The sequence below is a fragment of the Lunatibacter salilacus genome (genome assembly GCF_009797935.1).
Taxonomy (GTDB): domain Bacteria; phylum Bacteroidota; class Bacteroidia; order Cytophagales; family Cyclobacteriaceae; genus Lunatibacter; species Lunatibacter salilacus.
This window is the reverse complement of sequence record NZ_VOLC01000001.1, coordinates 650,384-666,103: the sequence shown is the minus strand read 5'-3', so window position 1 is coordinate 666,103 and position 15,720 is coordinate 650,384. Positions and strand designations below refer to the sequence as shown.

General features: G+C 41.9%; 12 protein-coding genes and 1 pseudogene. 7 read left to right on the top strand and 6 right to left on the bottom strand.

What is annotated here, in order from left to right; genetic code table 11:
* Window positions 1–132: 132 nt before the first annotated feature.
* Both radA and polA read right to left on the bottom strand, forming a co-directional pair.
* Window positions 133–1,512 carry a DNA repair protein RadA gene (gene radA, locus FQ608_RS02650; protein ID WP_158856235.1) on the bottom strand — a complete coding sequence of 460 codons (1,380 nt, stop codon included), beginning with the start codon at window positions 1,510–1,512 and terminating at the stop codon, window positions 133–135.
* Window positions 1,513–1,640: 128 nt separating this feature from the next.
* On the bottom strand, window positions 1,641–4,451 hold the full coding sequence (gene polA, locus FQ608_RS02645; protein WP_158856234.1) for a DNA polymerase I: 2,811 nt from the start codon (window positions 4,449–4,451) through the stop codon (window positions 1,641–1,643).
* A 218-nt stretch (window positions 4,452–4,669) separates the two neighbouring features.
* Here polA and FQ608_RS02640 point away from each other — a divergent pair, with 218 nt between their 5' ends.
* Window positions 4,670–4,978, top strand: a complete 309-nt coding sequence (locus FQ608_RS02640; RefSeq protein ID WP_158856233.1) for a hypothetical protein — start codon at window positions 4,670–4,672, stop codon at window positions 4,976–4,978.
* Between the two features lie 108 nt (window positions 4,979–5,086).
* Window positions 5,087–5,539 (top strand): hypothetical protein, encoded by a 453-nt coding sequence (locus FQ608_RS02635; protein WP_158856232.1) that lies wholly within the window; start codon window positions 5,087–5,089, stop codon window positions 5,537–5,539.
* Window positions 5,540–5,593: 54 nt separating this feature from the next.
* Here the strand turns inward: FQ608_RS02635 and FQ608_RS02630 are convergent, their stop codons facing one another.
* Both FQ608_RS02630 and FQ608_RS02625 read right to left on the bottom strand, forming a co-directional pair.
* On the bottom strand, window positions 5,594–6,028 hold the full coding sequence (locus FQ608_RS02630) for a hypothetical protein (RefSeq protein ID WP_158856231.1): 435 nt from the start codon (window positions 6,026–6,028) through the stop codon (window positions 5,594–5,596).
* 206 nt (window positions 6,029–6,234) lie between these two features.
* Window positions 6,235–6,831, bottom strand: a complete 597-nt coding sequence (locus FQ608_RS02625) for a hypothetical protein (protein WP_158856230.1) — start codon at window positions 6,829–6,831, stop codon at window positions 6,235–6,237.
* A gap of 180 nt (window positions 6,832–7,011) precedes the next feature.
* Here FQ608_RS02625 and gltX point away from each other — a divergent pair, with 180 nt between their 5' ends.
* The 5 genes and pseudogenes from gltX to FQ608_RS02605 all read left to right on the top strand — a co-directional run bounded on the left by gltX (window position 7,012) and on the right by FQ608_RS02605 (window position 10,905).
* Window positions 7,012–8,550 carry a glutamate--tRNA ligase gene (gene gltX / locus FQ608_RS02620; RefSeq protein WP_158856229.1) on the top strand — a complete coding sequence of 513 codons (1,539 nt, stop codon included), beginning with the start codon at window positions 7,012–7,014 and terminating at the stop codon, window positions 8,548–8,550.
* A gap of 37 nt (window positions 8,551–8,587) precedes the next feature.
* The gene (locus tag FQ608_RS02615) at window positions 8,588–8,785 is read left to right on the top strand and encodes a hypothetical protein (protein WP_158856228.1); all 198 of its coding nucleotides are present in this window, start codon (window positions 8,588–8,590) and stop codon (window positions 8,783–8,785) included.
* Between the two features lie 47 nt (window positions 8,786–8,832).
* The gene (locus FQ608_RS02610) at window positions 8,833–9,474 is read left to right on the top strand and encodes a porin family protein (RefSeq protein ID WP_158856227.1); all 642 of its coding nucleotides are present in this window, start codon (window positions 8,833–8,835) and stop codon (window positions 9,472–9,474) included.
* Between the two features lie 223 nt (window positions 9,475–9,697).
* Window positions 9,698–10,119, top strand: a pseudogene (locus FQ608_RS27365) (ATP-binding protein); the annotation flags it as partial.
* A gap of 198 nt (window positions 10,120–10,317) precedes the next feature.
* Window positions 10,318–10,905: an ATP-binding protein gene (locus tag FQ608_RS02605; RefSeq protein WP_394351620.1), complete on the top strand. Its 588-nt coding sequence runs from the start codon at window positions 10,318–10,320 to the stop codon at window positions 10,903–10,905.
* Window positions 10,906–11,036: 131 nt separating this feature from the next.
* Here FQ608_RS02605 and FQ608_RS02600 read toward each other — a convergent pair whose 3' ends face one another.
* Window positions 11,037–12,419, bottom strand: coding sequence for a RagB/SusD family nutrient uptake outer membrane protein (locus tag FQ608_RS02600; RefSeq protein ID WP_158856226.1), 1,383 nt, complete (start codon window positions 12,417–12,419; stop codon window positions 11,037–11,039).
* Between the two features lie 20 nt (window positions 12,420–12,439).
* Entirely contained in the window at window positions 12,440–15,409 is a 2,970-nt protein-coding gene (locus FQ608_RS02595) for a SusC/RagA family TonB-linked outer membrane protein (RefSeq protein ID WP_158856225.1), read from the bottom strand.
* Window positions 15,410–15,720 lie beyond the last annotated feature (311 nt).

Below are 15,720 nucleotides of genomic sequence, written 5' to 3'. Positions count from 1 at the left end.
ATTAATACTGAAAAGTAACTTGCACAAAAAATACACAAGTTCAACTAACAAACCGAATAGAGTGACATTATTACAGTCTTCTCGGAGCTTCTAAATTTTTAAGAAAGACATAAGTTAATCCATCCCCAAAACTTACGAAAACAACTTCCTATACATCTCCTCCAACTTAATAAGCGGAACGATTTCAATATCAAACTTGGATTCATTAATTCCCTTTACGGCATATTTCGAAACCAAAATCTTTTTGAATCCCAACTTTGCCGCTTCGGCTATCCGGTTTTCTATGCGGTTGACTGCCCGGATTTCGCCACCCAATCCTATCTCTCCCGCAAAACAGACAGAGGCATCAATGGGCGTGTCTTCAAAGGAAGAAATCAACGACGCACAAACCGCCAAATCCAATCCCGGGTCATCCACCCGTAAGCCACCTGCAATATTCAAAAAGACATCCTGCTGTCCCAAACGCATACCTCCCCGTTTTTCCAATACGGCCAAAAGCATATTTAGCCGCTTTGCATCGTGGCCTGTACTACTGCGCTGCGGTGTACCATAAGTAGCCGGGCTAACCAAGGATTGTATCTCAATAAGTAATGGCCGGTTTCCTTCCAGCATTGCCCCGATGGCCACCCCATTCAATTGTTCCTCACGCTGTGTCATCAATATCTCTGACGGATTGGTGACCATTCGGAGGCCTTCGGCATGCATTTCATAGATGCCCAGCTCATTGGTGGAGCCAAAGCGATTTTTTGAAGTCCGCAAAATGCGGTAGCTTAAATGCCGGTCTCCTTCAAACTGAAGTACGGTATCCACCATATGCTCCAAAACCTTTGGACCCGCAATTGCTCCATCTTTGGTAATATGGCCAATTAGGAATACCGGCGTGCCTGTTTCCTTGGCAAATTTCATGATCTCAGCCGTACATTCCCGTACCTGACTGACCGATCCGGCAGCAGATTCCACATATTGGCTGTGGAGGGTTTGAATGGAGTCGATGATAAGTAAATCCGGTTTGAGGTTTTCTATTTGCTGAAAAATCTGTTGGGTATTGGTTTCGGCCAACACATAGCAGTTATCTGACGAATACTGCATCCGTTCGGCACGCATTTTAATCTGATTTTCACTTTCCTCCCCCGAAACATATAAGACCTTAACCTGATTGAGCAGCAGTGCAATTTGCAGCAAAAGGGTGGATTTACCAATACCGGGCTCTCCACCAATCAGGATTAATGAACCAGCTACAATTCCCGAACCTAAAACCCTGTCCAATTCCGTGTCTCCTGTCACCAGTCTTGGTTGTTCCTCAAAATTTATTTCGCTTAACTTCTTTGGGGTAGCACTCTTTTTCTGAGTTGCTGATTGGTTGGTCTTCCAGGATCCTTTTCCGGTCTCTTCCTTTTGTACGACCTCTTCCACATAGGTATTCCACTCCCCGCATGCTGGGCACTTGCCAATCCATTTGGGACTCTGCGACCCGCAGTTTTGGCAGAAGAAGGTGGTTTTTATTTTAGCCATGGGGTATTTCGGTAGTTTTAATGTAAGAGAATAAGGATTCGTCTTTCAAGGGATACAAGATAGATTGCAAAAAGAGGCCGATGATTAGACCTCTTTTTGCTGAAGAAGCGGATTATAATTGATAAGAATTAATGCGCTTCCAACCAGTCATTTCCTGTTCCGACCTCCACTTCGATTGGGATACCGATATCCACTGCACCCGACATAAGCTTTGGAATTTCTGCCTTCAGCAGCTCCACCTCATCTTTATGTGCATCAAAAACCAATTCATCATGTACCTGAAGGATCATCTTGGATTTGAGGTTTTCTTTTTTCATCCAGTTATGCACATCGATCATGGCCACTTTGATCATATCAGCAGCCGACCCCTGAATGGGTGCATTGATTGCATTTCGCTCGGCAAAGCCACGCATGGTGGCATTCCTGCTGTTGATATCCCGCAAGTAACGGCGTCTACCCAAAACGGTTTCTACGTATTCCTGCTTTCTGGCATTTTCGATACAACTGTCCATATAGGCTTTCACCGCTGAAAACTCCTTGAAATAGGCATCAATAATCTCTTTGGCCTCCCCACGGGGTATATTTAACCGCTGCGAAAGCCCGAAAGCGGATATTCCGTATATAATCCCGAAGTTGGCTGTTTTCGCTTTTCGGCGCATATCAGAAGTTACCTCTTCGAGGGGGACTTGAAATATTTTTGCGGCCGTGGTGGCATGAATATCTCTGCCGTTTTTGAAAGCTTCGATCATAGATTCATCCTTGGAGAAGGCAGCCATAATCCGCAATTCAATCTGGGAATAATCCGCCGCCATAATAATATGATCACTGTCCCGTGGAACAAAAGCCTTGCGTATTTCCCTTCCCCTAGCACTCCGGATTGGTATATTTTGTAAGTTGGGGTTGATTGATGAAAGGCGGCCTGTAGCAGCGACAAATTGGTTATAGGTCGTATGAATTCGTCCAGTCTTCGGGTTGATCAACTCGGGCAGGGCATCTACATAGGTTGATTTTAATTTTACCATCTGCCGATAGTCCAAGATCGCCTGGGCAATTTCATGTTCCCCAGCCATTCTGCTGAGTACTTCTTCACCGGTGGCAAACTGGCCGGTTTTTGTCTTTTTAGCTTTCGGGTCCAGGTTTAGCTTGACAAATAGTATCTCTCCCAACTGTTTTGGCGAACTTAAGTTAAAAGGTTCTCCTGCCAGTTCATACACTCTTTTTTCTATAACCTTACTTTCCTCGTCGAGAACCTTTGAAAGTTCAGAAAGTGCTTCCGTATTAATTTTTACACCTTCAAACTCCATGGCCATTAGCACATGGATCAGTGGGTTTTCCACTTCATGAAAAAGCTTTTCCACTTTGTTTTCTTTGACCTGTGGATCCAGTTTGTGCTTTAATTGTAAGGTAATGTCAGCATCCTCTGAGGCATATTCGACTACCTCATCCACATCTACATCCCGCATATTGCCTTGATTTTTTCCTTTCTTTCCGATAAGGCTTTCAATAGACACAGGCTTATAGTTCAGGTATTGCTCGGAAAGCCAGTCCATGGAATGCTTCCCTTCCGGCTCAATGAGATAATGGGCAAGCATGGTGTCATAAAGTGCTCCCTTGACGGAAATACCGTAATTTCTAAGCACCAGCAAATCATATTTAATATTTTGGCCGATCTTGATGATGTTTTCTGAATCAAAAACTGGTTTTAACCATTCCAAAATTTCCCTAGCGGCACTTTCATTCTCCGGAACTGGCAAATAATAAGCTTCCCCGGGAATATAGGCGAAAGAGATTCCGACAAGCTCGGCTTCGTTTGCATTGACAGAGGTAGTCTCGGTGTCCATACTTATCTCTTTTTGTTGCAGCAGGTAGTTGACCAACTCTTCCACGGCCTCCTTGCCTTCCACTTTGTGGTAAATATGAAGGCGGCTCGCTATCGAATCATGCTGTTCTACCTCAGGAATGGGAGGGACCTCCTCAGTTTCCGCGGTTTCAGGCTGATCCATACCAGTGAATAACCCCAACTGCTCATCTACCCGGATTTGCGGCTTTTTAATAGCCTCACCAAATACTCTTTTTGTCAACGTTCTGAACTCCAATTCCGCAAACAGCGCCTTTAGTTTCTCCTCATTTGGGCTATCATAACGTAGTTCCTCCTCCACAAAGTCAATTGGTACTTCCTGACTGATAGTTGCGAGTTCCTTGGAAAGTAAGCCCTGCTCGGCAAAATTCTCTACATTTTCTTTTTGTTTGCCCTTAAGTTCATGGGTGTTTTTGAGCATCTCTTCAATGGTGCCGTAGGCTTTGAGTAGCTTCACCGCTGTTTTCTCTCCTATTCCGGGGATTCCAGGAATATTGTCTACCGCATCCCCCATTAGCCCCAAGATATCCCGCACCTGATCCACATGCTCAATATCCCATTTAGCACAAATTTCTTTTGGCCCCATTACGTCTACTGCATTTCCCATAAATGCCGGCTTATACAAGTAGATATGATCTTCAACCAATTGCCCGAAGTCTTTATCGGGTGTCATCATATAGACAACAAAACTGGTGTTTTCGGCTTTTTTTGCGATTGTGCCAATGATATCATCAGCCTCAAATCCGTCAAGTTCCAAAACAGGAATATTGAAAGCCTGCACAATATCCTTTACCCAGGGAATGGCTACCGCAATATCTTCCGGCTGTTCCTGACGGTTTGCTTTATAAGCTTCAAACCTGATATGGCGAAAAGTAGGGGCGTAGGTATCAAAAGCTACAGCTATGTGGGTGGGTTTTTCCTTTTCCAAAACCTCCAAAAGGGTATTGGTAAATCCAAGCATTACGCCTGTATTGAGTCCTTTGCTGTTAATTCTAGGATTTTTGCTAAAAGCAAAATGCGCCCTGTAGATAAGGGCCATGGCATCTAATAAAAAAAGTTTCTTTGATCCTTTGGTAGACATAATGATGAGGGAGTTGATTAAAATTGGACGGTTATTCTTGAATCTGTCCAATCAGAGGCTAAATTACAAATTATTAAATAAAGACATTTAAGAAATGCTTTTTTAGAAATTGAATAAATTTGGTAAGATTCTTGGTAGTAGAATTTTGGACTTGCTAAAATTTCACGTAATTTTAGTAAATCAGTCAATCTATCTTTCAATTTTAACCCTTTTATCACATGAAAAAGTTAGCATATTTTTTATCAATGGTATTCTTGCTTACCGCATTTTCACCTGCTGCGATGGCAAAAGATGGAAAAGAGCCATCTCCTCTTAGTCTGGAAGACGAAATAAGACTTGAAGAAATTAATGAACGTGTAATGGAAATCAAAGCAATGAACTTTGCAGAGATGACCAAGACAGAAAAGAAAGAGATCCGAAATGAGCTTCGAGAAATCAATAAAGAAGCCAAACGTGTCGGCGATGGCGTTTACATTTCTGCAGGTGCGATTATCATCATTTTACTAATATTGTTGATTATCACATAACACAAATTTTCCGACCCGTTTGTTATCCTAATGAACTAGCATTATCTACAACCATGCCTAATTTGGCATGGTTTTTTCATATATACTCTTAAAATCCGAAAGGAGGATATGATGAAGAGATGGATGATAATGTCAATGATTGCATTTGGCTTCCTTTTTATGGCCTCATGTACCTCGTCCAACCGAGCCATGCAGGGCGGAGGATATGGATACTATGATCCCATGTACTATGGACCTTCAGGATATTATTATAATCCTGGAATGTACCCGAGGAACAATGTAATTATACAACAAAATAGAGAACAGCCTAGAAAACGATTATTTGCACCTAGGAGTAATAGGAGGCCCGCAACAGCGGCTCCCCAAAATCAGCGGGGAACTAACAACCGATCAACTGTTCAGCCTAATACCCGACAAAGAAATGCTCCTAGTCAAATGAACAGGCGCTCTACTACGCCAGGGAGAAGGAGTACAGTTGCTCCACAGAGGAACTCATCTCCCGCGCCAGCTCAAAGAAGTGCTCCAACAAGGAGTCCAAGTAGAAGTAGGGGGAATAATTAATATGAAATAATCAAATATTAGAGAGGTGCTGAATTTTCAGCACCTATTTTTATTTTATGAGGGCAATGTTTTGACGTAATTTTTGGTCTTAAATGCTCTAGAAAGGATGACAGTTAGAAGGATGATCCAAAGTATCTCATTAAAAGTTAAGTGAAATATGCTTCTTTTATTCCATCCCAAGTTGCCTATATAATAAAAAAGAAACCACCCCAACGAAATTAGTTTCCCTACAGCTCCAGCTAGCATCAGATAGAACCAACTTAGCGGATAAAATGCGCTTAGAAAAATACAAACGCCTACCACCATACCAAAGGATCCAAACCAATTGGTTGGCAAGTCAGCTTCGAACTGCCCCATGGAAAGCCATTTGAGTAGCGGGTTTCCAAACCACTTGAAAAAGGCTCCCCATATGAATGTATAGATACCAGAGACCAATAAAAGCCCCCGAAGAGGCATGCCGAAGGTGGGAATATTAAGACTGTTGTCCATTACCAATGGGATTACCGATTAAAATTTACGCATTAATATGCCTTTCTGATTGCGAAAGTACATTATAAAGACCCATTATTAGTGGTATTTGTTACTTTTCATTGAACCCAGAAGATTTTCATTGCTGACGCATAAAAGTTTTTTCGATTAATTTTCTTTGAAACCTATCACCTAAAAGGCTATAAAGAACTGCAAAAAACTACTCGTCACTCCCGCCCTATGAGTCTATAGTAGTCCTTGCAGGTGATTCTCAAAGCATCTATTTCCTGAGTTGAAGTAAGTATGGGAATCCAAGAATCTCCTACTTTGGCTTCTACCGCAACAGGTTCGTCAAGATTCAACAGCGGAAAGATTTCTTCCACAAATTGATAATGGGAATACCGATCTCCCTGATAAAATGAACTTTTCCCCTTATCTCCGGGTGATTTTTCCCATCGAATTTCGAGGGGATTTTCGTGTTTTAATCTCCCTTGAGGCTCTAGATAAAGGTAAGCGGCATCTTTTACCCGATTGATTATCAAAGCAGCATTCAACGTATACCCTGATGTATCGGTTACCCGCTTTTCATATCGAAAGATGTCCATCTTGGCAGCATGATGTCTTTCCCAATCATAATTATGCTGTCGGAGATTTTTGAAGTAGATCCTGTTTGCGTCAGTTACAAAAAACTCATCCATGCTCCCTGTATTATCAGCCTTTCTATCATTAAAAAGAGAAAGCAGCAACACCAGGCCAACAGATACAGCACCGAAAATCTTAATAATTCGGAGAAGCTCAGGAGATAAAGCATCGTTGGTAGCCATAGGTGTTTTGATAGCTTTGGAAAACTTCAGGACGAAGATACCACTTTCATCTTTGACTCAAAAATAACCCCGCTGCTTAATAGAATGTTTGATACTTCAGAATAGTTTGGATGTATAACCCTTCATTGACTATAATTTTTTATCTTTGCGGGTTGAAAAAGAGAACTATTTCCAAATAAGATGAATAGAGAAGTACGCGTAAGATTCGCCCCGTCACCTACTGGAGCCCTGCATATAGGTGGGGTTAGAACTGCCTTATATAATTACCTTTTTGCAAAAAAGAACGGAGGGAAATTTCTGCTGCGGATTGAAGATACAGATCAGACGCGCTTTGTACCCGGCGCAGAGAAATACATTAAGGATGCGCTGGAATGGTTGAATATCAGTCCTGACGAGAGTCCATGGAATCCCGGTGACTGCGGCCCATACCGTCAGTCGGAGCGTAAAGCCATGTATATGGATTATGCCTTAGACCTGTTGGAAAAAGGACACGCATATTATGCATTTGATACCCCAGAGGAGTTGGAGGCCATGCGGGAACGATTGACCGCTGCGAGGGTGGTATCCCCCCAATACAATTCAATTACGCGTACCCAAATGAAAAACTCACTGACCCTGCCTGCTGATGAAGTTGCGGCAAGGTTAGCTTCCGGCGAACCTTATGTAATTCGGGTGAAGATACCCCGAAAAGAGGAAGTAAGGCTACAGGATAAAGTAAGAGGATGGGTTATGGTGCACTCCAGCACATTAGATGACAAAGTTCTTATGAAATCCGACGGTATGCCCACGTATCATCTGGCCAATATCGTGGATGATCATTTAATGAATATCACCCATGTGATTCGGGGGGAAGAGTGGTTGCCTTCAGCACCACTTCATGTGTTATTGTACCGCTACTTTGGTTGGGAAGACACAATGCCCGAATTTGCCCATTTACCGCTATTACTTAAGCCTGACGGTAATGGAAAGCTATCTAAGCGGGATGCGGAGAAGCATGGGTTCCCTTTGTTTCCGCTTTCATGGCAAGATCCAGTTAGTGGACAGATTGCTGATGGGTTTAAAGAAGGAGGATATTTGCCTGATGCATTTCTGAATTTCCTTGCCTTCTTAGGATGGAATCCTGGCGATCACCGGGAATTGTTTACCTTGGATGAATTGGTAGAGGCTTTTTCAATCGAGCGAATAGGAAAATCCGGTACTAAGTTTGATATCAATAAGGCTAAATGGTATAACGAACAGTACCTTCGACGAAAATCAGATGCCGAATTGGCAGCATACCTTACTGAGGGCATGGAGGCAGAAGGTTTACAGATTCCTATGGAAAAGGCAGAAAAAATTGCTGCCATCATGAAGGAACGCGCAACTTTCCCTGCTGATCTCTGGAAAGAGGGTCAATTTATGGTTATTGCCCCTGAAAGCTTCGACCAAGAGATTGCAGCCAAACGCTGGAACGAAGATTCCGTTAAAGTATTGAGCGTATTTAAGGATATTCTTGAAGAACTGGAAGGCGAGTTGCTCGCCCCTCAGGCCAAGGAACTGCTCAATCAGGCAGCGGAAACGGCGGAAGTCAAGCTCGGAAAAATCATGCAGGCGGTAAGATTGGCTATTACCGGTATAGGTGCGGGCCCGGATTTGATGGAGGTGTTTGAAATTTTGGGTAAGCAGGAATTAATCAAAAGGATTACTTTTGCGTTAAATACATTGGAAATCAAGGGATAGATGAGAACATTTATCTCTCCAGAAAATGGAGGTGAATATGACTAAGAAATCAAAAAAAGAGGATACACCACGAGTTAATCCTGAATTGGAAGGCTTCAAGATGAACATAAACTCATTTGGAGAAATATCCAGCTCGTACTCAATTGATAAAATCAATGAGTTTCTCAACAAAAATGTCGATGACAAAAAATTGAGAGACCGGGATAATTTGGAAGAAACAAAAGAAAAAGAATAGCCGCTTTTTGCGGTTGTTCTTTTTAGTATTTCTTATCCGATATGTGAATGAAAATAACGAAAGTTGTAGGCTTGATAGCCTTTATTTTTATCGCTTTAGGAGTGCAGGCGCAGACCAGCATTGGTTTTAAGGCAGGCTATACATCTTCAAGCGCAAGTTATCGTATTACATTGGGTTCTTTTCCCCGTTCGTTGACTGGATTTAACGCTCCAACTTATTCTTTTGTCATTGAGCAGTTTTTTGATAAGAATGCCGGTGCGCAGATCGAATTTCAAATGCTTACAACCGGCTATGCCGCTACCGATACCATCAATATCGGGAATGAAGCACGGTTTGACTATTTTAAAGTTCCAATCCTGTCAAATTTTTATTTAGGTAATTCCGGCAGGTTTCATATCAAGTTAGGCCCACACGTTGGTTATTTGCTTCGCGCTCGGGAGATATCAAGGCCTATGGAGGGGGACTTGGTTATTCCTACCTATGGGCAGCCCGGTGATGACCCAAACCGTATCATGTATGGCTTGACTGGTGGTGTCGGTTTGTCCAAACTTTTTGGCAGGCATACAGTGCAGGCCGAGGCGCGATTTTCCTATGAATTTGGCCGTCCCGAATCCCAAGACCGTATTTTTGATTTGAACTTTACCCAGCTGGAATTTACCCTAGCCTATTTATTTATGGTAATAAAGTAGTCCAGAACAGCTTTTCCCAAATTTAAAATTTTATTTACCTCGGTTGTATTACGATTTCCAAGCCATTATCTATTTTCCTTCTCTTCATGGTGAGTTCCTACTTCCAACATGCAGGATGAAGGAAGCATTTTTTATTGTTTAGTAAACTATAATAATGTTTTTCAATAAACAATAATATTGGTTTGTAGGCGATAATATTTTATATTTGAGGAAAATTAATCTGATGATATCCTGGGAATTACTAAAACAAGTAGCACAAAGCCAAAAGAATGATATTCAAAAAAGGTCCTTTGAACTGAAAAGGGAAGAAATAAAGGATTATTCGTTAGCTGAGAGCTTTGCTTTAATAATATCGGGGATACGGCGCTGCGGTAAAAGTACACTTTTAGTACAGTTACTTGAAAATCAGTATCCGAAGGCTTTTTATTTAAATTTTGAAGACCCGAGGCTTTATGGTTTTGCTTTACCGGATTTTCAAAAAATCGATAAACTGATAACCGAGAGTAAGGTAAAAGTCTTGTTTTTTGATGAGATACAGGTAGTGGAAGGTGGGAGCTGTATGTTCGTCAGAAACTAGACCAGCAAAGTTATGAGATTGTAATCACGGGATCAAATGCATCTCTACTCAGTAGAGAATTGGGCACCAAACTAACAGGCAGACATATTACTAAAGAATTGTTTCCATTCTCTTTTGATCAGTTTTGTGAGTATTTGAAGCTGTCAAGAATTAAAGAAAGTACGCTAAAGTATTTCGAAGTAGGTGGTTTTCCTGAGTTTATAAAAACAGGACGTTTGGAGCTTCTTCATCAGCTGTTTGATGATCTACTTTTAAGGGATATAGCAGTGCGATACGGAGTGCGTGATATTAAATCTTTGAAGAGTCTTTCGGTTTATTTGATGTCGAATGTATCGAAACTGGTTTCCGGAAACAATCTTCGGAAAGTTTTAGAGATCAAAGCAACCAGTACTGTGATGGAATATTTTTCCTATTTGGAGGACAGCTGGCTTTTCTTTTTTGTTCCTAAGTTTAGCTATTCACAACGAAAGCAGCTCATTAATCACAAAAAAGTATATTCAATAGACACGGGGTTGGTTTCAGCCAATTCCAGATCTTTTTCTGAGGATCATGGAAGAAGGTTTGAAAACATGGTTTTTCTCCATTACCGAAGGAGGTATCAGGAGATCTATTATTTTTCGGAAAAGCAGGAATGTGATTTTGTGATCTTTGATAGGAGGGGTTTGGTAGAATTGGTGCAGGTTTGCTATGAAATAAACGCTGATAATCTCCAACGAGAGTTGGGAGGGCTTTGGGAGGCGATGAGATTCTTCGATAAAAGGACAGCTATTTTGGTCACTGCGACCCAAGAAGATGAATTTGAGGAAGATGGGTTTTTGATTATGGTTTTGCCTTTTCATAAACTCGCTGGTTGAACGTCAAAGAAGCCCAAAAATCTTGATTTTAGGCCTCAATACTTAACATGCAGGCTGGTACTTGGCTTGAAAATTTCAAAAAAAAAAGAGATGCCAAATGACATCTCTTTTTAACATAATTCAAAGTATAATTAATCTGAAACATATTGATCCCAGCTTACCTCGGCCTGTGGGTGGGGGAATTGGCGGAATATGGCACCCTGATCAAACGATGTAGGGATTTCATCCATCCTATCGTATCTCCTGGCATCTATCCATCGGTGTCCCCAAGGTTCAGCCCAAAGCGAATACCTGCGTTGGAAAAGGATTTCGTCAATTAAAGCCTCCTGCGTTGTAGCACCGGTGTAATTGCCAATTTCTGCTGCGTTGCGGATGATGTTTATGGCATCCACCGCCTCGCTGGTTTGGTTTAAATTAGCATGTGCCTCTGCTTTTAGGAGGATCAACTCTTCATTTTTGATGAATGTGATAGGAGTTGTATTGGTTGTCCAACGGTTGTCTTGGTGTGTTCCTATAAGGGCTCCCGCGGCGTCCGTAGTAATAGTCACCGGTGCTTCACGTTCAAAAAACTTGTTCCGAACCCTAAGATCACCAGGAATGGTATCCGCTAATACTGATGGATGTACGACTATTATCGTGTTTACAGCTGCATCTAATACATAAAATAGTGGGTTAAACTGATCTGGTGGTCCATTGTATGGGTGTGCGGGACCCAGATCCAGATTGCCTTCTAGATCCATAAAGGATGCTTCCAGTGCAGTCAATACACCTTGCCAGTCTTTTCTATAGGTATTTGCCCTAGCTAAGATGGCATTGTTTACCTGGCGTAAGGCAGGTATGGTATTGAATTGGGCAAATCCCGGTGTAAGTGTCATAGGGAAAGTTCCTGTGCCTGCAGCGGTTAAACTTTGATCGGCCTCTATCAGCAAGGACCGTACATGGTCCATCGCCTGGTCATAAGGCACATAGGAACCGGGGTTAAGTACATCGGATACGTCAATCCTGACTCCATTATCATAGACAAAATTGGCTGGAATCATAAATTGATACCCCTGAATCATCTTTGCAAAACCCGTGATGGCATCTCTCTCTTGTGCAGAAATAGAAGTAGTATTTGCCGCAGCGTTGATTAAAACTTCGGCTTGGAGGACAGCTTGGTAGGGTGTGGCATATGACCCACCTCCTGTTGCTCCAAATCCAAAATAAACCCGATCTGGCACCCTTCCGGCTTGGCCAAGCCAGTCTGTTTGAAACCTCGGATCAGATCCGTTGAGATACCAAATTTCTCGGCCAAAGGTATTCCAAGCTTGGGAAATATTTGTAACATATCCTCTATGCCTGGATTCAAGCCCGGTAAGGACAAACTGAATTTGGGAACGCGTGGCATTATTTGTTACACTTCCCACAGATGGATTGTTTGGATCATCAATCTGATCCAATTGCAGCGGGTTACAACCAAATGTAAATAAACCCGCTAAAGCAACAGCAGAAATATAGCTATTAAATTTTTTCATTTCTTTCGTAGGTTTAAGAGTTAAAAATCCAGATTCAAGTGGAAAAAGATTCTCCTTGGAGTTGGATAGGGAGCAATATCCACATTGTTGTCAACGGATCTTGCTCCAAATGTTGACGTTTCGGGGTCATATCCGTAATAATCTGTAAATAGGAATAGGTTATTTCCAGATACACCCAATCGGATATTCTCGACCGCATTTCCAAACATATTGGAAATTGCTGTTTTGGGAACGGTGTAGTACAATCCCACTTCCCTAATTTTAATGAAAGTGGCATCCTGTACCCAGCGTCCAGCATTGTTGTAAGGAGCCGGTGGCCGCTGACGGCCATTAGGTATTCCGTCCCCATTATCATCGTCAAACCAGCCGTTAGTAGTTCCACCTGAATCAGACAAAAACGAAGTGAGGTTGATATTATCCCCGCCGTTTCTCCACTCCGTCATAATGGATAGCTCGAAGCTATTGTAGATATTGAAGGTGTTATACATGGAGGTTGTGAATTTGGGCTGACCATTACCCCAAATGGTAAAACCTCCGGGAACGCTTGGGTCAGCTGGAGTACCTACAATGGTTGTCGGAGAGTAGTTCTCTGCATAGAGAAACGTCCCTAAACCCGTTCCAAAGGCCCCAAGTGTATATAATGGGATACCTAAACGGGTCATATTTAGTCTGTTTTGCCAGTAAAGTACCCTTGAAAACCACTTGAAGTTGGCTTTGTCTACTATATTGGCAGACAATCCCAATTCAATTCCTTTGTTCTGCAATTCTGCTTCATTACTAGGAGTCGTCGACACACCGGTAGAAGGAGAAAGGTTTAGGTTTTGAATATTGTTTTGGGTGTTTTTGATGTAATATGTGGCCTCTAAGGCGATGCGGTTATTCAGAAAACCCATGTCTACACCAAATTCTAATTCGGTTGCAGTTTCTGGAAAGATTGAAGTGTTCCCCACTTGTGTGCCAACTACTGACCCCAACAGTCCGCCGATATTGGCACCCTGTAATGGGGTAAATGTATTGCCAAACGCTACTGGACCGGCAGTTTCGCCGTAAGCGATTCTTGGCTTAAGCTGACTGATGGCACCAACTTTCCAGAAGTCAAAATTAGCGATATTCACAGCGACTGAGGCTCTAGGAAACGCATAAAATTGATCCTTGTCGCCGTTCAAGCTAGACTTATCCCAACGAATGCCTAGGGTTCCGATGATTTTATCGTCAAAATTCGCTTCCTGCTGTAGAAATACTCCTGCTTCCTGTATTTCAGAATTATAGTTCACCGCTATTTCTTGGACATTAGCCTGTCTCAAATTCGTTTGGCCTGGCACCAGCCCTCTACCACGATTAAACAACTCACTATTTCTGAAATCCAATCGAACAATACCTCCTTGGGAGTTCATATTTACCTTTCCCAAATTCCAGTTGTACACTAGGGCGGCTTGAAAATTGGAATTAAATGTTTCTTGTCTACCTACATATAGATCTCCTGGATTCGCTTGGCTTCTCTGGAATTGTAAAAATTCAGGCAAATAGACCATCGTACTGTTTTGTGTATAATCCAGTCCTCCCGCAACATTGGCACGGAGAAAACTATTGTTAGTTTTCAAAATGTCCACATCCATGTTAAAGGACTGTACGAATCGATTTACCTCCGATTTATTGATCCCATGGTCGGTTACGGCGATTGGATTTTCCGCAAAGTAGGGATTATTTGGATATACGCCGTTCGCGTCTGGCCTTAGGTCGAAATAATTGGGCACATAAGCGATGCTGTATCCTATACTCGCTCCAGAATTATTCTGATTACCCGTGAACCCTCTGTCTGTGTTTGATTTGATATAATTGGAAGTAAAACCAAGCCGGATATTGTCATTGAGTTTATGGTCTACATTTGCTCGAATAGAGTACCTATCAAAACCGGTGTTTTTAACCGTCCCGTCTTCTGAGGAAATATTTCCCGATAAAAAGAACCTCGTCTTGTCATTTCCTCCAGAGACATTTAATCGGGTGTTACTTAACACGGCTGTATTATTGTAAAAATAGTCTTCGTAATCAATTCTATCTCCTTGGCGGAATCTAGCCAACTCGGTGGCTCTTCGTTCTTCCGTTGTAAAGAAAAAGTTTATTTTTTCTTCACTCCAATCATCAACCCCTAATAATCTCAGTGGTGTAGCTACACCTATATCTTGAGAAAGAGAGACTTTAGTTTTACCAGCCACACCCCTTTTGGTAGTGATGATAATTACTCCGGCATTGGCCCTAGTTCCATAAATTGCCGCCGCAGATGGTCCTTTAAGGATTTCAATTGACTCGATATCCGCAGGGTTGATATCCGCCAGGCGGTTTGCGCCATCGTCTTGAGTAGAAGCACCAGCACCGGTAACCGCAGCCCTTCCAGTCTGTTGGAAGGAATTGTTGATGTAGACTCCATCCATGATGATTAGCGGTTGGGACTGACCAACTAGCGAGGAGATTCCCCGAAGTTGAATAGATACACCTCCACCTGGCGCTCCACCGTTAGACCGGATGGTGGCACCTGCCACTTTTCCGTAAAGGGCGCCATCAGTAGTCTGCACGGTCGTCGTCCCAGTTAATTCTCTTGCCGATACCGAACTTACCGCATTGGCAAGGTTAGAACGCTTTACCGTAGAGGCCAAACCAGTGATGACTACTTCCTCCAAGTTGGTAGCATCTTCTCTAAGCGCAATCTGCAAACGGTTGTTGCTACTGCTTACGGAAACTGTTTGGCTAAGATAGCCTAGTGATGAAATCACTAAGGTCGCTGATTCATTCGAATCAAAAGAAATACTGAATCGGCCATCGATATCCGCAACGATCCCCCTTGTTGTATTCCTAACCAATACACTTGCCCCAATAAGAGGTTCTCCTGAACGGTCGTCGGTTACCTCCCCCGTCACCGTGTACTGGGCAAAGCTAATTCCTGCGCTTAGCAACAGAAATAAAATGCTTAAGGTGAATTTGTAAATTTTTACCATTGATTTTAGATTAAGATTTAAATCATTTAACTGCCAAAAAATTAACCTGTTCTAGATCTAATTTTTTGGTAAACATATTAATAAATTAATTTTGATGAAAGTCAAACATGTAAAATATTAGAATAGTTTGAACAGCTTTTACAGCTAATTATATTAATAATTTAGTATTTAGTTTGTTTTTTGGTTAAAAAAAGCATTTTTTTAAAAAATGAATAATTTTACCCCTATTTTTTATTTTAAAAATTATGTTTTTATGCTTTAATTAATTTTAATATTTTTTGAATATAAGATGTATAGCCAACTATTGATTT

Excerpts from the sequence above, each read along its gene's own strand:
- FQ608_RS02640 (WP_158856233.1), top strand. The coding sequence starts at position 4,670 with ATGAAAAAGTTAGCATATTTTTTATCAATGGTATTCTTGCTTACCGCA.
- polA (WP_158856234.1), bottom strand. The coding sequence starts at position 4,451 with ATGTCTACCAAAGGATCAAAGAAACTTTTTTTATTAGATGCCATGGCC.
- FQ608_RS02615 (WP_158856228.1), top strand. The coding sequence starts at position 8,588 with ATGACTAAGAAATCAAAAAAAGAGGATACACCACGAGTTAATCCTGAA.
- FQ608_RS02625 (WP_158856230.1), bottom strand. The coding sequence starts at position 6,831 with ATGGCTACCAACGATGCTTTATCTCCTGAGCTTCTCCGAATTATTAAG.
- FQ608_RS02610 (WP_158856227.1), top strand. The coding sequence starts at position 8,833 with ATGAAAATAACGAAAGTTGTAGGCTTGATAGCCTTTATTTTTATCGCT.
- FQ608_RS02635 (WP_158856232.1), top strand. The coding sequence starts at position 5,087 with ATGATGAAGAGATGGATGATAATGTCAATGATTGCATTTGGCTTCCTT.
- radA (WP_158856235.1), bottom strand. The coding sequence starts at position 1,512 with ATGGCTAAAATAAAAACCACCTTCTTCTGCCAAAACTGCGGGTCGCAG.
- FQ608_RS02630 (WP_158856231.1), bottom strand. The coding sequence starts at position 6,028 with ATGGACAACAGTCTTAATATTCCCACCTTCGGCATGCCTCTTCGGGGG.
- FQ608_RS02600 (WP_158856226.1), bottom strand. The coding sequence starts at position 12,419 with ATGAAAAAATTTAATAGCTATATTTCTGCTGTTGCTTTAGCGGGTTTA.
- gltX (WP_158856229.1), top strand. The coding sequence starts at position 7,012 with ATGAATAGAGAAGTACGCGTAAGATTCGCCCCGTCACCTACTGGAGCC.
- FQ608_RS02595 (WP_158856225.1), bottom strand. The coding sequence starts at position 15,409 with ATGGTAAAAATTTACAAATTCACCTTAAGCATTTTATTTCTGTTGCTA.